This window comes from Haloterrigena sp. H1, from assembly GCF_005938085.1.
In the GTDB taxonomy this organism is placed as follows: domain Archaea; phylum Halobacteriota; class Halobacteria; order Halobacteriales; family Natrialbaceae; genus Natrinema.
In genome coordinates this window covers 76,077-96,608 of sequence record NZ_SMZK01000003.1, presented here as the reverse complement: position 1 = coordinate 96,608, position 20,532 = coordinate 76,077, and the positions used below count along the sequence as shown (strand labels likewise).

Below are 20,532 nucleotides of genomic sequence, written 5' to 3'. Positions count from 1 at the left end.
AGAGATATATCCTATATACAGCAGTTTCATGGCCGTTCGCGGACGTCACGGATCTCTTCGACAGCATCAACCTCAATGTCGATAGCCAGTTCCTGTAACGCATCACCGAGGGGAACTTCTTCGTTGTCCTCTGGATCACCGGCCATGAATTTGGCGAAGTCGTCAGTGGTGTGGCTCATAGTGCACGGTTACAGGGCTGTTCGCAAAACCTGCTGGTGATCTGAATTGACAGTCGTCCCGCAGACTCAATCGACAGCGTCTCGGGAGCAGGTTATTGAACTGTCAGGATGCTTGCTCGAACACGGTGTCCGTTGGACCGCCCTACCGAAGCAAGCTGGAGTGGTCGTTCACTTTATGTGCTATTTCGATCGAGTCTTTCACTACGGGTATACTGTCCATGATAGACGAGCATGTCAATACCCATTGCCGCTAGCGAAAGTCCACCGATGGCGGCCACTAGAACGAAAAAGAGACTGTTTTCACTTCCCACGAATCCGAGTGGGAGTGACAGTCCGAGAAGGATGTTTCCAAGGCCGCTCCATTGATACCATGCCCAGCGGTCAGTTAGTCGCGTGTCGGTCGCTGCCACGATATCGAAGATGCCTGCTAGTCCTAGCAACGTTACCTGGCTGAGTAGGAGTGGTGTTTTAAGCAGATTCTCAACAAGTAGGACGACACCACCGGCGATGAGGACAAGAAACGTACCAACGATGGCACTCAGTTGACGATTTCGTTGTTCATTCATGCGTGGGCTAGTATCTGTACGTGGTATCTATTTGAAAAATTGTGTGACCGAAACACGTGGTGGATATAGCTTGGCCAGTCGAGAGGTTAAATTCCGGGAACACTGATACTGGTGTTCTCACCGTTGTTGAACCCCTCGCTGTTGGCAACAGGATCTGAACCGAGGTCGTTACACGGACTCGACTTGCAACGCCTTGAGAGCAGTTTCCAGCGGTCCATGAAACTGCCACGAGGCTTGCTCGAACGCCTCGTCTGTCGGCCCATCCCACCGCGGAAAGCCGGCGTGGTCGCTCACCTTGACGGTCCATTCTGCCGGTTCATCGAATGGGGTTCGCGTTGGCAGTTCGACGACGTAGAGATACTCTTCGTCACCGTGAATGCCGGTGGCAGGATCTTCAACGCCGTGGCCGAGCAGGAACAGCGGTTGCTCGAGATGCGCCATGTTCGACGAGTTCAGAAGTGGTGTTTTGATAGTGGAATACCCATACATAACAACATATGGGTCTGTCAAGACAATTGATTGTATCCGCAACAGTTAGCATTCTATCCGGGATTCTCTTTGTATATGCACTATATATGGGAATTGAAACATCTGGTATGGTGATGATTGGTGGCGTCTGTTTGGTCTTTTTGGGTCATTTGTTTGCCACCATCCGTCTTTAGTTAGGAGACGAATCGCGTGACAGCGGCGGCTTATCGAGGTATGTTTGCGGAAGGAACGAGGAGGCGGCAAGTGTGCACCAAGACGCCTCCTCATCTCGGATTATGCGTCGGCTCACTACATTGTTTCCCTCTGAGTTCCTCAAAGAGCACGCCGAGGAACTCGGCGTGGTCGAACGTGATCGCAAGCTCCAGATCCCTGCCTTCGTCTGGGCGTTCGTGTTCGGCTTCGCCGCAGGCGAAAGCCGAACACTCGCTGGCTTCAGACGAAGCTACAACGCCACCGCTGACGAGCCGATCTCTCCAGGCGGTTTCTATAACCGGTTAACGCCCTCGCTCGCGGAGTATCTCCGCGACCTCGTCGAAGTCGCACTCGACGAGGTCGCTGTTCCGGATACAGTCGATGCAGATTTTGACCGATTCCGTGATGTGATGGTCGCTGACGGGACAATCCTGCGGTTACATCGGTTTCTCGCTGATGCATACGAACCACGGAAAGGGGAGCAGGGTGGAGCGCGGCTCCACCTGCTCCACAACGTCACTGATCAGACGATCGACCGGTTCAGCGTCACTGACGAAAAAGCACACGACAGCACGGAGTTTGACACGGGACCGTGGCTCAAAGACCGGTTGGTACTGTTCGATCAAGCGTACTTCAAGTACCGCCGTTTCGCACTGATCGACGAGAATGACGGCTACTTCGTGAGTCGGCTCAAATCAAACGTGAACCCGGTGATAACCGGAGAATTACGGGAATGGCGTGGCGACGCCATTCCCTTGGAGGGTGAGAAAGTCCACGACGTGGTTGATGACCTCTATCGGCAGTATATCGATGTTGAGGTCGAAGCAGAATTCCAGCGCAGAGAGTATGCAGGGACGCAGTCGTGGGACACGAAGACGTTCCGCGTCGTCGGCGTCCGCAACAAGGACGCCGACGACTACCATCTGTATATCACGAATCTCCCGCGAGAAGAATTCTTACCGGCAGACATAGCGACGATCTACCGCTGCAGATGGGAAGTTGAGTTGTTGTTCCGCGAACTCAAGACGCAGTACTCGTTGGACGAGTTTTCCACGAGCAAGAAGCACGTCGTTGAGATACTGCTGTACGCGGCGTTGCTGTCACTGCTGGTCAGCCGTGATCTGTTGGATCTGGTCACCGAGCAGGCAGATGATGAGCTCGTGTTTCCACCAGAACGCTGGGCGGCGACCTTCCGGTCGCACGCCCAGCTCATCCTTCACGAACTCGGTGAACACCTCGGCTACTCTCCGCCACCGTTGCTGGAACGGTTGATCGACGACGCTCAGAAGATACACCAACAACGACCGATACTCCAAGAGAGGCTCGCTACCGCTACACAACCGAGGACTGGGGCCTAACTAAAGACCAATGGTTTGCCACTATATCTGGGATGTCAGACAATTTTCTTCAAGTCGGAATAATTGGCTTAGGAGGAGTTGCGCTCTTTTTAGCGTTGTCTGGCAGTCAAAATGAACTAATATTCGGCGCAATAATTCTTGGTGGAATAAGCGCGATTGAATCAGTGTATGAACAAGTGTAGTTACCGAATCGAGCGTTCCAGTTTCGCTACGAATAAAGAAGGCGTACACCCTCACCAACCACTGACATGATAAAATCTTTGAATAATCGCTCAAAATTCAGCCATAATGCTCTCCAGACCAACCACTCTTCAATTACGGATGGTCGCTGTCCTTCTTGGACTCGCTCTTGTCTCAGTTGGATTTCTTGTGGGAGTGTGGGTTGTCTTCTACGGTGTACTCGTCTTTTTTGAGAGTGCGCATGCCACTCAGATAGCGGGTATTGTTACTGTTGCAACGCTTGTGACGATCGGTTATCTCGAGTACAGGCAGCTCGAAACGATTGAACGACGTGCAGATGCCTATCCAGTGGATCGGGAGACGGCACCGGAATTGTATCAAATAGTGACGCGAGTTGCTGCCCAACTCAATGTCCCTGTACCAACGATTGCGATCTCAGACCGCGACACACCTGAAGCGCTGGTTGTCGGGTTTCGACCGGAACACATGCATCTGGTACTCTCTCTTGGAACGATCGATGCGCTCGACGGGCAGGATGAACTGGCAGCAGTGATTGCACACGAACTCGCACACGTCAAAAACCGAGACGCGATGGTAATGACGGTTGCGTCGCTTCCTGTTGTGCTCGCCGATGGCTTACGATCGCGGATCACACAGACAGACGATCATGGACCGATTGGGATCGTGACCGTGCCACTTGCATATGTTTCGACCGGCGTGTGGGTTGTCGGGCGAACACTCACGGCTCGCCTGTCTCGAGCCAGAGAACGAGCAGCGGATCGGGCGGCTGCGGAGCTGACCGGATCACCTGCTGTGCTTGCGACTGTCCTCCGGCAACTCGACGAGGAAATAGCCGACACACCGACTCGAGATCTGCGTGAGGCCTCCGGCATCTCGTCGCTTTCAGTGCTGCCACTCGAGCCCGACGAGCCAGCGAAAGTCATGCTCGGGCCGGACGGCGACACTGAACCGTCGTATTGGTGGCTCGTGACGTGGACACACCGACTCAAACGCTACCTCTTTGGAACACATCCACCAACCGATGAGCGAATCAAGACGCTCTCAGACCTCGAGCGTGAACAGTAAAGAGAAGCGTTATATCAGTTATCTTGTTTGCTTTCTTGATACCCTGTTCGTCCTGCTTTGGCCGACGTTCGGAGTATCTTATAGAGGCCTACAAGAAGTCTGACCGCGAGAACAGTCACTCCGAGTATTCCAAGTATCTCTCCAACTGGCGGATTGCTAATCTGGACGAATGAGGAAACGAGCGCGCCTGTGAACAGTAAGCCTAGGCCTATCCAGAATGCCTCATTGCGTTGGGAAAGTGCGGTCAGTGTGTCAGCTACCATATGGAATATTTCTCGTGTTTGAGTATAGTATTTTGGTGTGTGAAACGAATATAGTTGTACACCTACTTCCCGGCCAATTCACCGCAGCATTCGGTGGATCAAACCAGTTGGAGAATGCTCTGACACCCGTCGAGAGCAAGGTTTAGTCGGGACGGTACGTAACTACCCCTATGCCATTCAGCGTCAGTTGGCACACGCTTCTCGAGCATCTTGATGACCTGCCGGCGGACGCGACACTGATCACACCATTGTCGCACTCCCACATCCACATCACAGATATCCAGGAACACCGCATTATCGTCCAGTTCGACGAGTCCAGCGAGAAGCGCCCGCTCCAACGCGATCAGTTCGAGTCGCTGTATCATCAGATACAGACCGCGCACGATGGGTTCGATCTCGACCGGCTGCCGCCAGATGCTGACCCGTATCCAGCGGTGTTGAGCGTCCATCCCCGCTTCGAGATTGACGAGGATGCGGGTGTGATCGCTGAGACAGACGGGCCGACGACGACCCAACTGGCCGACACAGCACACGAACCAGATACCGACGATGACCGCACCGAACCAGACGGTCTGGACGTCTACTCGGATGCCCTGCTCCTAATCGATGCACTCGAGCGCCACGACGTAACCGACCTACCTGACTTGGAGACGGCCACCCTCGTAAATCTCTACACACTGCTGTCGGATGTCCAGCGTGACGCTAACGACTTTCGACAGGAAGTCGCCGATGTGCTTCTCTCACGGCTCCATCACGACCGGCCTGTTGCCGGTCAGTACGGCTCCGTCCAGCGTACGAGTCGCCGCAACCGATCGCTCAAAGATGACGAAGACGTCCTCTCGATGCTCGAGGCAGAAGGGATCGACCGTGAGCGCGTCATGAGCGTTGACCGCCAGAAGGTCGACGAAGCACTCGAGGTGACGACGCTCACTGAGTCCGATGTCTACGAGATCGATGAGAGCGAGTACGTTCGCAAGGCGGAGGTCGACGACGACGTCAAGGAGTCGCGCCTTCAGGGATTGAAGGATCGACTCGCCGCCAGCGAGGAGACAGAAGCCGAGGAATTGCGACAGGAAATTGAAGCACTCGAAGAGCGTATCGATGACCTCACGAGTTTCCGAGCAGGGACGGAGGTACAGGGATGACTACTGACGGCTTTTGTGGCATCACGTACAGACAAGGAATCAGCAGGGTTCCTCCCGGTCGTCCTGCAATCTGACACTGGCAGTATCGAGTTAGTCATCGTCGTCCTGTGATCAGAGTTCGATAGCCCGCTTCTCGAGCAGGCGGAGGATCGGAACACGTTGTTGGTGCTGGTTTTCGTAGGCGATGCAGGCTCGAAGCGTCTCCATATCGTTGATCGTCGCGATGCTGGCGTCAATCAGTCGTGTGTTCGGTGCCTCGAGCCGCTGAGCTGGTGAGAGTTCGCTCGAGTCTTGAGAGTGCTCTGGCGTGTTGCTCATTGGATGTTGCCTCTACCCCTGTCGAGGCACGAAAAACGAGTCGCAAACTCAGGCTCGGTTTTTGCTACACCACTCTTCGAACGCGTTCTCAAATTCGCTGAATAGGTTCCGATGAAAGTCACCGATGTACGGAAGTGGATATCGCTGATCCTCATCCGGAGCATGCGCTAAGTAGTCGCCAGCGCTATCGAGATCGCCTTTTGGCGTTGCTTCAAAGTCTTGTTTCTGGAAGTACAATTGATAGCAATCACTTCCATCTTGTGTCCCCTCATATTTGACCTTGAGGCACCAGTAGTCGCCATGTTGGAAATCGTTCCGTAGTCCCCAGAGAAACGTACCCCGGCGAGCATAGTCTGGTGCAGCCTTGTCATCTCGTGCTGGGAGGAACTGTCCCTTCCTGATATGCTGGTTTAAGCGCTTGTTTAGGATTGAGCGAATCTGTTCGTTATAGGAGTACAGCGATGAAACATAATTGTGTACACGTCGGTAGACCTCATTTTCCACATCTGTTTCATCAGCTCCTTGCTCAACGATGACCGTTCCTGTGGTTGAAATGTTGTCACACATCTGAGCCAGCTCGTGGAAGTTTCCGTGAACAATATAGGCTGATGATCGCGCTCGCGCCAAATCACGATCAGTAACCGGCTCTGCCGGCCCTTTTGTATGGCCCAGTAACTGGTCTACCGTATTCGTCGAACCACAGTTGCCCATTTGATCTACCGCTACTCGTCTTCAGAGTCGCTCGACATCTTCGCTGCTGCCTCGCGGTCCTTCAGAAGTTGTTCCTTAGACTGGCCAGTCGTTTCGGCCAGTTCATCTACAGTGGGAATGTCCTTCAGGGCCATCTTCTTACCTCTAAATTCCCTGCTTAGACAATTATACCTTTCGCACAGTCAGATACCGTTTTCTCTAGGCTGAACAGGGCGAGGGGATCGTGGCTTGCCCTATAGTATTTCATGCCAAACACATCCTCTCCAATTTACACTGAAATACGCCTTGTATGCCGTATGACGCTACGAACTTGGTGAATCACCTCGGGGTCAAGCCCCGAGGCACCTGCCTTGCACTTCTATAGATGGCTTGCGCTCTCACCTGCTGCTAGCGTTCTGCGCCATAGACGATTTTCGAGGGGGCTTCGTAGCCACAGTCAGGACAGTCGAACCATCGTTTGACTTTTGCACCAGCAGCAGATTTCTGGCCGACAATAACGTCGTTGTTCGGACACTCAGGACAAGCGAGTTCGGGGGCTGGTCGGTTCCAAAGTTCATCCCGAACGCTGGTCGCTTCTTTTGACTCGAAGCCTCGTGACCACACCGGATAGCCGTCGACGAGAATCGCTGCCCGCCACTTGTACGCATAGGAGTCAGGGGCACGATGCAGGACGGCTCGCGCACCTGTCTCCGTATTTCGATATGCCAGCGTGGGTGTTCGACTCTCTCGTGTCCAGTTCGTAATTCGGGGCATGAGTACTCAGAAATGGACATCTGCCGGCACGATCCAGCACGTCTCGCGCTCGTCAGTCTCCTCGAGGAGGCGATCGAGGTGTCTGCGATGGCGGATGCCTGCCGCGTGTTGATTATACAGGCAGATCGACGGGCCACGGGAGGCACCGACCTGCTGGAAGGCGTGCCGAGCAAGGCCCTCATCGCGCATGATCTCGTCGTCGTTGTGTTCCTCGAGTGCCGTCTTCACCCGATTCAGATTGCGTTGGAATGTTTCCGTCGTAGTCTCCCAGGCCCGCTCGAGGAGTTCTTCGCCGTCGTCGGACGTAACGGGCGCAGCCGTCGGCAGGTCGCCCCACCGTGCTTTTCCAGCCACTGTTGTCTCCTCTTCGTCGAAGGTGACGTAGTAGTCGAACACTGCACAGGAATGCGGCTCCGCGCCAACCAGTCGGTCGAACACGGTCCTTCCGGTTGACAGTGCCTCGTCTGCTGTCGATGCCTCTACCAGTGCGTAAATGATCATATGCATCTGGGATACCTCACTGCGCCGACGCTCTGGTCAGAGTTCGCTTGATTCTGCTCAGAGCGCCGGCAGCCATCACCGGCGCACAAAATCACTACTGGAACGCACCTGTCTCACGGAGGAGAACGATCCGAACCGGTAGTAGCATCGACAGCGATTATCAGGTCGCTCGACTCGTCGGTAGCTTCGAAAAGACCACGGGTGCCTTTGGAAACTTGCACTGCCTCGAGTGGAGCACATCATAGAAGACTCGTGAATTGTTTCTTTCAACTCTCTTTTATTGAATCAGCCGGTAAGTAGATGCGCGAATCTAACGCTGACACTCAGTCAGAACGGTTGAATAGCGCTACCGCCTATCCAGCTCAGCGATTTGTGTCGCACAAGAGACTTTTTGTTTAGCAGGAAAGAGAGGACACTGAGCCCCCGTGCTTAACGAGCGACAGAAGGGAGCGAGTAGACAGGGTAGTTCACTTCACCAGAATGTACATCACCACCTCTTATCATCGCGAGTCGATCATGTCTGTTCATGGCTACCGTTGCTGAGTTCACGATACCGGCGGAGGGATTTCCCTTGGGCAGCGTGTTCAATGATTTCCCCGGCGTCGAAGTTGAATTGGAGCGAGTCGTCCCCACGAACAAAGCGATAATCCCCTACTTTTGGGTCCGTGGCGTGAGCGCCGAGACGGAACACAAGATCGAGGAGGCGTTCCGTAGGCATACAGATGTACAGAGCGTTCACATGATTGATGAAGTGGACGGAGAGTATCTAATGCAGGCCAAGTGGAAGCCAGGGTATCAGGGCATTCTCAAAGCAATTGCCGAACATGACGTCGTCCTGATTTCCGGGGCAGGGACGGCAGAGAACTGGAAGTTAGAGGTGCGGAGCGAGAATCAAGAGGAGATTGCTGATTTTCAGCAGTACTTACGCAAACACGAGATGTCCGCTGAGCTTACTAGCTTGCACGCTCTTGCAAAGCTTCGGTCGGGAACTGAATACGACCTGACTGAAGGACAACGAGAGGCATTAGTGCTCGCGTATGAACGGGGTTATTTCGACAGCCCGCGTGAAATCACGTTAGCTGAAATCGCAGAGGAGTTCGGTATTACCGCTCAGTCACTCGGCTCTCGACTCCGGCGTGGAAATAAACGCCTCATTCGAAGTACTCTTATCGAATGATAGAGATACTCGGTTGTATTTAAACGCCCTTCGAGATAAGAAATAACTGTAAGGCCATTCCGTAGATAACTTGTGGACGTATGAACGCAGGAGATGATCACGCCGCAGATGCATCCGCTGCACAAGAATGTGATTCTTCACTTCCCGCTCGAAAATCGATTTCTGTAGATGGTCTCAATTCGATCGGGACGTTAGAATACGATGAGAGGACCGGCCGATACCGAGCTACATACGACCACGGGCAAGACTTCCCAAGTGAGGTCATTATTCATGCAGTCGCCGCGGTTTCGAATACCTTCCCCACAGACCTCGAACCTCTTTACTCGGTCATTGATCCAGACGCCCTCGATAGCCTGTGCGCTTCTCTGACACAGGGGCGTCACGAAGGAGATGCTCGAGTCACGTTCGAGTTTCACGGCTACACTGTGGCTCTCAACAGTTACGGAGTAGTGGAGGTTGATCCGACGACGCACGAGATGGCGAGCGGTGAGGAGAGATGAAGGCGCTCTATCTGAATTGCAAGGAGGCACACGGGGAGCGGTTTCGCGTAAGCGCGGCAATCTCGGAGGGGTAATATATTCCTTCGAATGCCCTGAGTACGGGCATGAGTGGAAGATAATCGTCTAACGAGACTGTCTGAAGTCTTCTCACGGTGTTGATTACAGCCACTTCCACGGTGAATTGGCAGATAAGTAGGTATACGTATCTATCGTGAACAGTATTGAATTATTTCTGAGGGGAATCTCGTTGCGCTTCTTTGATCGACTTTTTTGGTAGGTATCTCGGCTTCCGGGGAGCGTTGCGAGCAGTAACGTGGGGTAACATCCGGCACAGACGCTAAGAGATTGTCGTCTCCGAGACTCCGAATTCAGCCTACCGCAAAATCAGCGGTGTTCAATCGTCAGCGGCAATCTGGTTGTTCCACTCAATCTCTGCAGTGTCGGTCAAGAAGGTATCGAGCCCATCTATTTCACAGAGTTCGACAGTCTCTGACTCAGAATCGACCGTGACGACACCCGTGTCTGCGAGTTTGGGAAGGTGTATATGATGGAGCGTGGTCCGAATGCTCTCGACAGTCTCGTCGGTGGCGGTCATACCAGTGTCGTTGGCTTCCCATGCGGCGAGTTCGGAGGCAAGAGTATCAAATTCCACTGGATCGGCGTGGTTGGTTAAGTAGTACAGGACGTATCGCCGCCGTGGATTCCGGAGCAAGTCGAACAACTGATTTACGTCTCCGGTATCGAGTCGTCCAGTCACAAATGAATGCATGCACGCGAATCGCATAAGTGTTATTTATATGTTAATTGTAGGAAATTGACCTTCCCAAGCCAGACCTCCTGTCCGGATTATATTCCCAAATTAGATATGGAAATTATCGCAGCACAGGTAGACACAGTTAAAGATTACAAGTGACCTATGTGTGGTCGAGCTACTCTTCGTCTTCGGCGAGCTCGATATGGAAGTGGTTCCACGGTTGGGTGGTTTGCTCGGAAATAATGTCGCTTCGATGAATCTGCAGTCCGATGTCGTCGAGCTCCTCGGTGATTTGTTCGATGCGGTCGGTCGATTCGGCCACGGCCTGAACCTGAATGTTTCGTTCCCCGGCGAGCAACTGTTTCACATCCACGACACCCAGCACGTCGAGGGCTTGCTCGGCGGTGGATTTCCGATCCGTGACGGAGACAGTGCCAACGAACTGGATGACGAGTGGGTACCCGGCCTGTTCGTAGTCAATGTCGGGGTGGTAGCCCTGAATGATACCCCGGTCTTCGAGGCGCTCAATGCGATTCCCAACGGTCGTGCCAGTCACGTCCGTTTGCTCAGCGATATCCGTATCACGCTTGCTCCGTGCGTCCACCTGCAATAAGTGGAGGATTCGGCGGTCGATATGGTTGAGTGGTTCGTCGTCCATACGCTGTACACGCTGTCGAACGAGTAGAAGGTTCAGGTCGGACATTCTCTGATACGTACCAGTCACGATAGAGAGACGCTCTGTACTGAGCGATCATCACCGTCGCAGGTCGAACCCGACCTCATGTGACATTCGCATCCAGTATTCAGCAGGCGGCTTTTAGCACAGCTCGGATAGATCGATAGCCACTTCGGCACCTGCTTGCCCTGTACTGACTGTTCACTACAGCGTCAAATGGGTCCGTGACCGATCCTATGACCCGCTCGGTTAGGAATCAATGTGGGTATCAGTAGATTCACCGCGCTCTGGTCAAGTGAGAAGACTCACTTCTTCCAAGAGCGCCGTTGCTGTCTCGACTGCTCTGTTGAATAGATGCTGAGTTACGGTTACAGCAGCTTACACACTGATTCTATGTTGACGAAGGCGAACATCAGGACAATTTCACGGAACTGCCGACACCAGCCGAACGCTCGCACGGCATCGCCGACCGAGCGCTTCGTTGTCGAATACGAAGTCTCGGCCATCCAGCGCTGAGAGTAGCCTTTTGCCCGGATGAGAGCGTTGTTCACGACTGCTTTCGGTGATGAGCCACGGTAGTGAACAAGGTGCTCGACGTCAAGTGCTGAAATCTCGTACTACGTGTGCCAGTGTTAGAAGTCGTTGTCCGCAGCACGGTCAGCAGGTCGTCCGCGTTCCGGCGGACGGGACGGAACGGAACCCGATCGACTGTTCGCCACCGCGGCTCCGTCACACGAATCGCCGCGAGAGTCGAACTCGAGTTCGAGTGTCGCCTCGACTCAGGCGAACTCGTCGGCGAAGACGAGACTGTCGGACCCGTCGTAAATGACGTGCAGGCCGCCACCACTATCGGGCGTCCAGTTCGCCTCCTTTGCGTACCCGCTTTCTAAGGACACAGACACCGCGTACTCCGACCCGAACCGCGTTCTGTTGTTGATCTTGTGCGTCGCCGCGGACTTGAGTGTCACCGTCTCGTCGATCGGAATCTTCTCCTCCTGATTTCGATTCTCCTCGACGTTCTCGACGCGAATCGAGACGGTGATCGACTCGTCATGGAGGTTGTGCACGGAGACGTCCGAAGCACCCTGTGCACTCGACTGCGTCGGAGCGGGTTCGTCGCCCTGCGTCTCCCGGAAACTGGCACATCCCGAGAGGACCGGAATCGATAGGACGGCGGCGCACTCGAGCAGGGAACGTCGGCCTAATACCATAGCAGTCCAACAATTAAATTTTTCCGTAATAAGCGTTGGTACCGAACGCGGTGCCTACCTTCGGGTTGCGACGTTCGATGGAATGAGTGGGTCACGAACCGTCGAAGTGCTCGCTCGGCGATGCCGTGCGAGCGCTCGGCCGGTACCGGCAGTTCCGTGAAATTGTCTTGACGTTCGCCCTCGTCAACATAGAATCACTGTGTGAGCCGCTGTAACCGTGACTCAGCATCTATTCAACAGAGCAGTCTCGACACGTTCTCTGTCTGCGTCAGTCAGTTGATCGCCCTCGTGATTATTGAGTTGACTGAGTGCACGATGCAGTCTGTACCCTGGTGTGTTTCGTGGGTCCATTGAATGCGCCTCAGCCGATCGCGGCGCGGATAAACACGACGTGATACGACAGTCATGGAGGGACTGACCTGTTACCAGTTAACGGCAGGCCGCTATCCAACTACCAGTTTAATTGTCTAACGGGCACCGTTCTTTTCCGCGTGAGACTCCTGAATACATGGCTGTGATTTGACCGGAAGACACATTATTCTGTGTGTCCATAGGCTTCTGTATGCCCAGTATCACGGTCAACGTAGATGACGATCTCAAAGACCGAATGGAAAACCATCCGGAGATCAACTGGAGTGAGGTTACGCGCCAAGCCATCCAAGAGAAGATTGAAGCACTCGAAATGATGGACGAACTCACTAGTGAAAGTCAGCTCACTGAGCGCGACGTTCTGGAAATCGCCAATAAGATCAACGAACAAGGACGTAAGCGCGTCGAAGAAGAGTCGGCGTAGACTTGACGAATGAAGCTGGTCATTGACGCCAACGTCGTTATTTCTGCACTCATTGCTAATTCGAGAACACGGGAACTCATCGTCACACTCGAACCAGAGCTCTTGACACCTGCCTTTGTTTATGACGAAATCGAGAATTATGAAGAACTGATCGTAGAGAAATCCGGAATGGAGCCGGAACGAGTAGCACAACTCATCGACCTCTTGTTCCAGTACATTGAGGTCGTTCCTGCTGACGACTTCTATCCGGCTATCGAAACAGCAGAAGCGGAAATCGGAGATACCGATCCTGACGATGTGTTGTACCTCGCGTGTGCGATTGCCAGTGATGCTGCTATCTGGAGTGACGATTCTGACTTCGACGAACAAAACCTAGTCGAGACGTACTCAACGAGCGACGTGATCAGGTCGTTTGATACGATTTAACTCGGTATATCTGTCTCTCAGTTTCATTCTGGAGTCGGCCCATGGCGCGGCATCTCGCAGACCTGGCACTCCCAGATTGCGTGACCGGTCCAGGTTTCGTCGGGAACCGAATCATGATCGCTGAATCGATGATCGGTTGTGCGTCCGCACTGGTGACACTCGAGGCGGTCTTTGGTCGGAATGCCACTGTCTTGGTGCTCAGGTTCACGTTCTTTAGGTGCCTGTTGGAGGGCAATTGCAGGAACTAGCCACGCATCATTGCCGGCGTTGTCGAGCAACGTCGCAAGTCGCTGCTTGTCGCGAATGCCGGATCCACTTTCATCGTAGAGATACGTTGTCAGCTCGTGGTCACTATCTGCGACTGGGTGGAGTTGGTCACTCCATGTTGTTCGATCACGGGCGGCCGCGAGAAGTTGCTCACCGTCAGTGGACGAGATTCGTACTGTAGCAGGAAGCACGGGCCACCGATCAGCCAGTTGGGCTGCGGGCTCGTCCTCGAGATCGTAGATGATCGTGCAGTCGTCGACAGTCTGTTCGGTCGCATTCGACGCAAGAAGCGTCGCAGCCGCCGCACCTTTCGCGACGGCGCCGTAGAACGTCGACGATTCGACAAGCATGTGGACGACGCCAAGCAGCATCCACTCTGTTGCTGGTGTGTCTGTCTCAGAAGAACAGTCCTCGAGATGGTTGGTGAGACAGAACAGGCACTTGGTCTGGTCAGGTGGGGTCGGTGCGCCACAGGAGCGACACTCGGTATCTGCTTCTGCTGGAGTATCCGGATATCCAGTTGTCGCCGTCGCACTCCGCTGTCGATCAGGTTCGCCGTCATCATCCTCGCTGAGTGTTTCATCTGGGATATGCGACGCTTCGCCGGTCGGACGAAGCTCCTCAAAGTCAGAATCTCGGTCAGTCATTGGCTGGGTAGTGGATCGTGTTGTCTCACGTCTCGATGCAGGCACCAGTTCGAGAGAGAAGATCTGGAAATGAGATCACTGAGACGCTATTGCTGACGGAGTCCTGCTTCTCGAGCTTCACGGTTGCTGGCACAATGAATACACGCTGGCAGATCACCATCAACAGCGAAAACCCGGTAGTAGTTCTCCGTGACATGAGAGCCACAGCCATCACATTCTGGCATTATTCAAATCTATGTTGTTACTCCAGTAAATATCTTGTTCCAATACTTGTGTGATTTTTACTAATGGCATTCTATCTAAGTGGGATTGACTCTTTTCTGGGTCTGGTATTGTTGCGGTTCGAGAAGGAATCCACAGTCTTCACAACGAGTTTCGACTGCGTTGGTGGTCACCCGTCCGTTGCAGTTGGGGCACGGACTGGCGCTCGAGTTGGGCTGGACATCTTCGTCGAATGTTGTCTGGTAGATCTCTCTGAGAGTCATGGTGTTCACGAGGGGCAATGAGTAACTCCGACTGCCCCTCACCCACTCGTGGGGCACAGAAACCTCTCTCAGGAGACAGTAGCAGAGTTCTTTGTGAAACTCGCCATAAGTACAGGCGAACTATTGAGCGTCTTTTAGGTGGACATACGAATCCTCGAGCGCAAGGATCCACTTTGTATGTAGCTCATCACATCTTGCATTTCCTGGGAAAAACACACACTTGTCAGCTTCTCCTGGGTCTTCAATCAAGACATGGATAAGTTCATTTTGATCCGAAGTGTCGGTTGGAGGGGCGTTTTCAGGTATTTCATCCATGTCATGTCTGCATACGGCTTCTGGGGTGAAAAACCTTACATATGGACAATAGGATGCAGGTCTTAAGACAATAATTGTAATTTCTCGGCTGTGTTGAATCGCCATACGGCGTTGGATTTCACTGTTTGACGGCCTGCTTGATGTTATAGACGACACACATCAGGGCGATTTCACGGAACTCTCGATACCAGGTACGCGCTCGCACGGCGTAGCCGAGCGAGCGCTTGACGGCTGAGTTGACGGTTTCGGTCATTGACCGCTGAGCATACCGATCTTCATCAATACGAGCGTTGTGCGCGTGATCGTACGGCGCGAAGATCCGGTGTTTGATCAGCGGTCGAATGTCGAGTTCACGGAGTCGTTCTCGGAGTTGTTGCTTGTCATAGCCCTTATCAGCAGCCAGTGACTGCAGATCGCCCGCGTTCCGGCGGGCGATCTGCTCACAAAGATCCGCGTCACTGCCTTCTAACGTCGTCGAACAGTGAAGGTCGAGTACAGCCTGCGTTGCTGTATCGACGAGCTTTGTGACTTTGAGCGTCTGGACGCGATAATTCGTTCGCTGGCAGTAGTGGCGGCTCGCACGATCTCGTTCGTAGAATGTTGCGTCGATAGCAGCGTGTTCGGATGGATCGTGTAGCTGCGCCGACTGGCGCAGCAACACTCGACAGACGCTCATGCTGATCCGGTCGAACGCCTTACACAACGTGGATGGCGAGGGGAGATCGGCCGCGCTGAGGCCGATCTCCCCGGTTATTTGTGGCATCTCCTTGAGCAGGTCAATCGTCATTCGGTAGGACGTATCGAGGTAAATCCGCAGACAATGCAGGGAAACAAGGGCATAGTCGGCGAATCCGCCGCCACCTTTTGGGGCGGCGGATTCGTCTCCATCGCCAGTAACGTTTTGAGCAATCGGCACAACTGCCTCAATGAAGCGGGAGATTTGGGTCATGAACAACTGAAGTCTCCCGCTTCAAGACCTTCGATTTAGCGAACCATTCCGCCGCCGTCTAGTGATTCAACACAGCCAATTTCTCTTTATGAGTCACTACGCACTGATATATCTGTGTGGGCGTTGTCGGCCCGATTATCTCGAATGAGCAACACTCGGACTGGACAAGAGATAGTCGCCATCTGTCCTAACTGTGATGCCGTTTATCCTGCTATTCGGCTTCCTGATGGGAAAATAAGACGGAAGGGAAGGTATCCGCATTGTCAGTGTGGAACCAAATCGCTTGTCGAAATTGAAATCGAACAGTAAGCATCTGTAGTTACCGAATTGCTCGACTCGGTTTCAGGCATACTTCTGAATGAAGAAGTCGTGGGACGGATTCATGCGGTGGCGAAAGCCAGGCAGCGCAACGGCCATCGGCCGTGAGCAGCCCGGACCGTGGAGGTGGTGGGAGGTGGCGGTGACCGCGTTCACACCAGCAAAAAAGGGGCTTCGCCACGGCTATTCCCACCAGCAGCCGCGCTCCGGGAAGTGGATCATCGACCACCCGGTCACGGCCAGTGAAACACGGCCTTCGTGCCAGTTCCGGGCAGCCTTGTGAATTCGCACCTGCTCGCCTTCCTCGATCCACGGCGCGTCTGATGACTTCCAGATCGTCACGCGTGTCTGTCCACTGTCGTCTGCGATGAGCCCGACCTGTGCGATACTCGGATGCGAGGGATCCCACAAGGTTTCGACACGCCCTTGGATGCTCACCTCCTTCCGAGAGACCTCCTCGAGTTTTCCAATGGGGATGACGTGTCCAGGCGCCGTCTGCAGTTCCTCGAACACGTTGACAACCGCACTCGTCAGGTCCTGGCCACCGACGACGGCCTCACTCAACCGCCGGCTAATCGCCGCTCGAGACCAGCCATCCAACTGCTTTGCGAGTCGCATCGACTGCTTGTTCACGGCCGCCAACTGCTCTCGAGAGAGCTCTGTACGAGGATCCGCTCGTTCCGGGTCTGCCATTGGGTCCACGCTCGCCGCCCGTTTCTGGAATTCCACACGCCGCGCTTTGTTCTGGTTCGCAGCGATCGTTCGCGTCCGTCTCTCACGACCCTCCTGCGTTCCTATCTCGGCCTGGGCACTGATCCGCTCGAGTTCATCCTCTCGTGCTCGAATCCGCTCTTCCTGCTCGAGGGTCGCGCCATAGATCCGCTCATCATTTGTATCGACGATTCCGTCTGGGTGGTTCGCATCCACCTTTGCTTGGACCTCTTGCTCGACTGTTGCCTCGAACTCCGGCGTCTCGCCGACGACCGGGAAGCCGTCTTCATCGACTGCCTGCTCGTCCGCCTGTTTGAGTGCCTGTTCATCGACCGTAACGACCTTGCTACTCGAGTTGTTACTAGACATTGGAGTTCAACTCTGAAGGCGCTCATGCGCGCCTGCCACCGCGATGCTAGGACATCGCGGTTTTCCGACGACACTGACCGACTAGATCTATCTGCGCGCTCGCGCTCGCGCCTTCGTGAGCGCCCATCTGGGCGCGAGCGAGAGCGCGCCTGAATGAGGTAACCCAACCAGCACCGCGCGGCGTCCCGCCCGAAGCAAGCGGCCAGCTTTAAGCCGTTTCTCGTGTCCGGCCCGAACTGCGGGTCCGCGTCCAGCACGACTGTCGTCGAGAACGCGCGCCGCAGTGTGGCGCGCGACAGCGCAGGCGGCACCAAGCGCTGGAACGCGAAAGCCCGCGAGGGGCGCAACCGAAAACGCGCTTAATGCTGGCGTCGAGACCAGATTCATTTTAGCCCGGAACGGTGAGCGACGCCAGGAGCGAACCGCAGCCCGGAATGGTCGGTCGCGAGCGACGCGGAGGGCGGCACGCGGCGAGCGGGGTGGGCCGATACTCAAGAGCGAGCAACCAACGCTATAGCCTCCCGATCAATCCACAGGGGTGGGATCAAAAGGGGCTGGCGCGCTCGAGGAACCCCGCCGACGCAAGCACCACAGCCTGTGAGGAGCGCAGCGAGGTCTTCGCGAGTAAAACGAGCGACGGGCAGCGAGACGCCTGCGTCTCGACAGGCGCGGGACTCGAGCGAGTCAGGGGCTTTCACCCTATTATCGAAAGCAGTGATTGCAAGCCGTTCACTGAGATTTACTTCATGATAGCTGTTTCAGTGACCCATCTGCACACTACAGATGCGAATGTAGTAGACGGAACTTCCATTGTTCTAGTCCGTCACCACGCCAGTCACTGAGAAAAGCTCATATTCCAGTGCCGCTCGATGCCCCAGAGAAGCACCCAAACCAGTACTGGCACGAGGGTTATCGACAGCAGTAGTGCACCATCATATCCTGCATTCGGCTTTTCAATGAGTTCTAACACTGCAATCAATCTGAGGAAACCGAGAGCAAGAGCTCCAAAGAGTATGGCAGTTGGAAGTTTAAAATCATTATTTTTCACGAATAAAATACCAAGCAGTGTGATGATTGTGCCAAAGAATACCGCTCCTCCGGCGATTAATAGAGTCAGGGCCACCCAGCCACTATGGTTCGGTATAGTAAGTATGGTTACACCAGTGTCTATTCCCAACCCCGCTCCAAGTAGCGCAATGATAAGACCAAGCAGCGCGAATATGGCCGCAGGTATGTCATATTTAGTGATTGATTTCATTAAGTGGTATCCCATTAGTCTCGGCAAATGTTTTCTGGTATTGAAGGATACGTGCTTCGCCTGTACTGTTCGTTTGACAATCCACGATTCTTACCTTATCAGAGGGAGCTTCGGAACAGAACCAAGTGTCCACTACGGACTTTTCCTCGAGAGCCGCTCTTCATCACCGCCAGCGTCGACTCACTCCTCGCGATCAGATAACTTCTCCGACAACCGATCCAGTTTCTCCTGCGCAGACTCACGCCGGTCGCAAGTGGCGTCCGGTCGGTACTCCATCGACGTGATTTCACCATCCTCAAGCATCACCGAAAGCACGCCACCGTCCGTTTGAGCGGGCTCAGGCAATCGACCCACAGGGACATCGACTTGCTCGATCACCTGCTCATTCTCCTCGAGCAAGATGACGGCAATCTCACCGTCTTCAATTCGATCGACAACGCCAGTGTAAGTCCCATCCATCTTTCTCACCCCATAGCAGGAGCGACAGCTCCATCAATTCCACTGGCGACACTATCTGCGGTAAGCTGAGGAGATATCAGGGAATTCGTCTCGTCGTCGGAATCAGGTGTCTCCGCAAGGATATCCTCGGCGTCCGTCGAGAACGACTCTCTCGTCTCTACGTCGACCGACGTGCCGTCAGTGCGAACCACAATATCGCCGTGGACTCCCGTCCAGTACGTTTCGATCTCTCGCTCGGCAAACCGTTCGAGGACCTCATCGCTTGGGTGCCCGTACTGTGAGTCGTAGGCACTCGAAATGATAGCCATCTCCGGATCTACGGCATCCACGAAGGCGTCACTCGAGGAGGTCGATGACCCGTGATGGCCAGCCTTGTAGACATCGCTCTCGAGGTCGCTTCCCCACTCGTCGACCAAGCGCTGCTCAACGCCAGTATCGACATCACCGGGTGCCAAATACTGGAAGTCACCAAACTCGAGCGCCAGTACCACACTGTTATCGTTAACGTCACTCCCAGCGTCCCCAGCAGGCGGGTTCATCACCTGGGCAGAGACATCGCCCTCAAGCGGCAGTTCATCATCGCTTTCGACGATGAGAAATTCGACATCATACTCGTCGACGGTATCGAGGTAGTTCCCATAGGTCGCAGAATCCGATGGGACACCCGAATCGTATGCGGTTCCAATACCCTCACCAGTCGTCTCGAAGTGCTCGATCACAGCAGCGTGACCACCGATGTGGTCGGCATCAGCGTGTGTCGCGACGAGATGGTCGATCCGATCGATCCCCTGGGCCTCGAGATAGGCGATGACCTCACTGCCGTCCTCTCGCCAGTCGCCAGTATCGATCAGGATCGTCTCATTGGCTGGCGTGACGATGAGAGTCGAATCGCCTTGTCCGACGTCGATGTGGTGAATCTCGAGTTCTCCCTCGACAGTGCTCCCGTCGAGTCCATCGCTCTCGTCATCAGTGCCGCTCTCTCCATCGCCGTCCGACTCAGACTCATCGAGTTCGATATCGCCGTAGGCGTGCTCGAGTACGACCTGGCCATTGGCGTCGACAAGCCGAACCACGTCGCCATCGTCTCGCCAGATATTCACGTTGTATCCCCAGTACAGTTCGTTGTCCGTTGGATCGCCTTCACCGGTCGTTATCTTCACCGTCTCCCCAGACTCCAGAACGAACTCACTTGGAAACGAAAACGGAGAGAGGCCGCCATCGACCTGTCCACCCTCTCGGTCTCGGAGTTCAAACCCGGACAAATCAACGGGCTCATCGGCGGTATTCTCGAGGACGATGTACTCCTCGTCGGGCGACACGTCTTCGACGTTCATGTCAACGACCTCGAGAGCGTTCCCAACGGTCTGAGAGTCGTCAATCGCATTCTCGGGGCTCCCGGTGTCGCCCGCACATCCCGCAAGAACGACGAGGAGCGCCACGGAAACGACGAGGATCACTCGGTTCATACACGGGTCA

Annotated in this window: 24 protein-coding genes and 3 pseudogenes; 8 read left to right on the top strand and 19 right to left on the bottom strand. The window is 54.4% G+C overall.

Annotated elements, in window-relative coordinates; all coding sequences use genetic code 11:
- Positions 1-26: 26 nt before the first annotated feature.
- From E2L06_RS22095 to E2L06_RS18710, 3 genes and pseudogenes are all read right to left on the bottom strand, one after another.
- Entirely contained in the window at positions 27-179 is a 153-nt protein-coding gene (locus E2L06_RS22095; protein WP_171052434.1) for a hypothetical protein, read from the bottom strand.
- Between the two features lie 173 nt (positions 180-352).
- Positions 353-745, bottom strand: coding sequence for a hypothetical protein (locus E2L06_RS18715; protein WP_092935473.1), 393 nt, complete (start codon positions 743-745; stop codon positions 353-355).
- A gap of 168 nt (positions 746-913) precedes the next feature.
- Positions 914-1,204 (bottom strand): annotated as a pseudogene (locus E2L06_RS18710) (hypothetical protein); the annotation flags it as partial.
- Between the two features lie 305 nt (positions 1,205-1,509).
- Here E2L06_RS18710 and E2L06_RS18705 point away from each other — a divergent pair.
- From E2L06_RS18705 to E2L06_RS18695, 3 genes are all read left to right on the top strand, one after another.
- The gene (locus tag E2L06_RS18705; protein WP_138783233.1) at positions 1,510-2,784 is read left to right on the top strand and encodes an IS4 family transposase; all 1,275 of its coding nucleotides are present in this window, start codon (positions 1,510-1,512) and stop codon (positions 2,782-2,784) included.
- 288 nt (positions 2,785-3,072) lie between these two features.
- Positions 3,073-4,050 carry a M48 family metalloprotease gene (locus tag E2L06_RS18700; protein ID WP_138783104.1) on the top strand — a complete coding sequence of 326 codons (978 nt, stop codon included), beginning with the start codon at positions 3,073-3,075 and terminating at the stop codon, positions 4,048-4,050.
- Between the two features lie 433 nt (positions 4,051-4,483).
- Positions 4,484-5,458 carry a hypothetical protein gene (locus E2L06_RS18695; protein WP_138783103.1) on the top strand — a complete coding sequence of 325 codons (975 nt, stop codon included), beginning with the start codon at positions 4,484-4,486 and terminating at the stop codon, positions 5,456-5,458.
- Between the two features lie 111 nt (positions 5,459-5,569).
- On the opposite strand, the gene E2L06_RS18690 is transcribed toward E2L06_RS18695, so the two are convergent.
- The 5 genes from E2L06_RS18690 to E2L06_RS18675 all read right to left on the bottom strand — a co-directional run bounded on the left by E2L06_RS18690 (position 5,570) and on the right by E2L06_RS18675 (position 7,747).
- Entirely contained in the window at positions 5,570-5,776 is a 207-nt protein-coding gene (locus E2L06_RS18690; RefSeq protein WP_138783102.1) for a hypothetical protein, read from the bottom strand.
- A gap of 48 nt (positions 5,777-5,824) precedes the next feature.
- On the bottom strand, positions 5,825-6,487 hold the full coding sequence (locus tag E2L06_RS18685; RefSeq protein ID WP_092935479.1) for a hypothetical protein: 663 nt from the start codon (positions 6,485-6,487) through the stop codon (positions 5,825-5,827).
- A gap of 11 nt (positions 6,488-6,498) precedes the next feature.
- The gene (locus E2L06_RS22845; protein ID WP_262488537.1) at positions 6,499-6,621 is read right to left on the bottom strand and encodes a hypothetical protein; all 123 of its coding nucleotides are present in this window, start codon (positions 6,619-6,621) and stop codon (positions 6,499-6,501) included.
- 253 nt (positions 6,622-6,874) lie between these two features.
- Positions 6,875-7,240: a hypothetical protein gene (locus E2L06_RS18680; RefSeq protein WP_138783101.1), complete on the bottom strand. Its 366-nt coding sequence runs from the start codon at positions 7,238-7,240 to the stop codon at positions 6,875-6,877.
- 6 nt (positions 7,241-7,246) lie between these two features.
- A complete protein-coding gene (locus tag E2L06_RS18675; protein WP_138783100.1) occupies positions 7,247-7,747 on the bottom strand; it encodes a hypothetical protein in 501 nt (166 codons plus the stop codon).
- Positions 7,748-8,267: 520 nt separating this feature from the next.
- Here E2L06_RS18675 and E2L06_RS18670 point away from each other — a divergent pair.
- Complete coding sequence (locus E2L06_RS18670; RefSeq protein ID WP_138783099.1) at positions 8,268-8,918, top strand: helix-turn-helix domain-containing protein; 651 nt, start codon at positions 8,268-8,270, stop codon at positions 8,916-8,918.
- An 80-nt stretch (positions 8,919-8,998) separates the two neighbouring features.
- Positions 8,999-9,418 carry a HalOD1 output domain-containing protein gene (locus tag E2L06_RS18665; RefSeq protein WP_138783098.1) on the top strand — a complete coding sequence of 140 codons (420 nt, stop codon included), beginning with the start codon at positions 8,999-9,001 and terminating at the stop codon, positions 9,416-9,418.
- 394 nt (positions 9,419-9,812) lie between these two features.
- Here E2L06_RS18665 and E2L06_RS18660 read toward each other — a convergent pair whose 3' ends face one another.
- The 4 genes and pseudogenes from E2L06_RS18660 to E2L06_RS18645 all read right to left on the bottom strand — a co-directional run bounded on the left by E2L06_RS18660 (position 9,813) and on the right by E2L06_RS18645 (position 12,059).
- Entirely contained in the window at positions 9,813-10,175 is a 363-nt protein-coding gene (locus E2L06_RS18660; RefSeq protein ID WP_138783097.1) for an ArsR family transcriptional regulator, read from the bottom strand.
- A gap of 172 nt (positions 10,176-10,347) precedes the next feature.
- Positions 10,348-10,830, bottom strand: coding sequence for an Lrp/AsnC family transcriptional regulator (locus E2L06_RS18655; protein ID WP_138783096.1), 483 nt, complete (start codon positions 10,828-10,830; stop codon positions 10,348-10,350).
- A 386-nt stretch (positions 10,831-11,216) separates the two neighbouring features.
- Positions 11,217-11,536, bottom strand: a pseudogene (locus E2L06_RS18650) (IS5/IS1182 family transposase); the annotation flags it as partial.
- 91 nt (positions 11,537-11,627) lie between these two features.
- Positions 11,628-12,059, bottom strand: coding sequence for a hypothetical protein (locus tag E2L06_RS18645; protein ID WP_138783095.1), 432 nt, complete (start codon positions 12,057-12,059; stop codon positions 11,628-11,630).
- A gap of 104 nt (positions 12,060-12,163) precedes the next feature.
- Between E2L06_RS18645 and E2L06_RS18640 the strand changes: the two are divergent.
- The 3 genes and pseudogenes from E2L06_RS18640 to E2L06_RS18630 form a co-directional block, all read left to right on the top strand.
- Positions 12,164-12,274 (top strand): annotated as a pseudogene (locus E2L06_RS18640) (IS5/IS1182 family transposase); the annotation flags it as partial.
- Between the two features lie 347 nt (positions 12,275-12,621).
- Positions 12,622-12,852, top strand: a complete 231-nt coding sequence (locus E2L06_RS18635) for a hypothetical protein (protein ID WP_138783094.1) — start codon at positions 12,622-12,624, stop codon at positions 12,850-12,852.
- 9 nt (positions 12,853-12,861) lie between these two features.
- Positions 12,862-13,278, top strand: a complete 417-nt coding sequence (locus E2L06_RS18630) for a PIN domain-containing protein (protein ID WP_138783093.1) — start codon at positions 12,862-12,864, stop codon at positions 13,276-13,278.
- A 23-nt stretch (positions 13,279-13,301) separates the two neighbouring features.
- Here E2L06_RS18630 and E2L06_RS18625 read toward each other — a convergent pair whose 3' ends face one another.
- The 7 genes from E2L06_RS18625 to E2L06_RS18590 all read right to left on the bottom strand — a co-directional run bounded on the left by E2L06_RS18625 (position 13,302) and on the right by E2L06_RS18590 (position 20,522).
- Positions 13,302-14,192 (bottom strand): hypothetical protein, encoded by an 891-nt coding sequence (locus E2L06_RS18625; protein WP_138783092.1) that lies wholly within the window; start codon positions 14,190-14,192, stop codon positions 13,302-13,304.
- A 605-nt stretch (positions 14,193-14,797) separates the two neighbouring features.
- Entirely contained in the window at positions 14,798-14,992 is a 195-nt protein-coding gene (locus E2L06_RS18615) for a hypothetical protein (RefSeq protein ID WP_138783090.1), read from the bottom strand.
- 118 nt (positions 14,993-15,110) lie between these two features.
- Positions 15,111-15,941 carry an IS5 family transposase gene (locus E2L06_RS18610; protein ID WP_138783089.1) on the bottom strand — a complete coding sequence of 277 codons (831 nt, stop codon included), beginning with the start codon at positions 15,939-15,941 and terminating at the stop codon, positions 15,111-15,113.
- 501 nt (positions 15,942-16,442) lie between these two features.
- Positions 16,443-17,339: a replication factor A gene (locus E2L06_RS18605; RefSeq protein ID WP_138783088.1), complete on the bottom strand. Its 897-nt coding sequence runs from the start codon at positions 17,337-17,339 to the stop codon at positions 16,443-16,445.
- An 835-nt stretch (positions 17,340-18,174) separates the two neighbouring features.
- Positions 18,175-18,597, bottom strand: coding sequence for a hypothetical protein (locus tag E2L06_RS18600; RefSeq protein WP_138783087.1), 423 nt, complete (start codon positions 18,595-18,597; stop codon positions 18,175-18,177).
- Between the two features lie 180 nt (positions 18,598-18,777).
- The gene (locus tag E2L06_RS18595; protein ID WP_138783086.1) at positions 18,778-19,056 is read right to left on the bottom strand and encodes a DUF3006 domain-containing protein; all 279 of its coding nucleotides are present in this window, start codon (positions 19,054-19,056) and stop codon (positions 18,778-18,780) included.
- A gap of 5 nt (positions 19,057-19,061) precedes the next feature.
- Positions 19,062-20,522 (bottom strand): lamin tail domain-containing protein, encoded by a 1,461-nt coding sequence (locus E2L06_RS18590; protein WP_138783085.1) that lies wholly within the window; start codon positions 20,520-20,522, stop codon positions 19,062-19,064.
- Between the last annotated feature and the right edge of the window lie 10 nt (positions 20,523-20,532).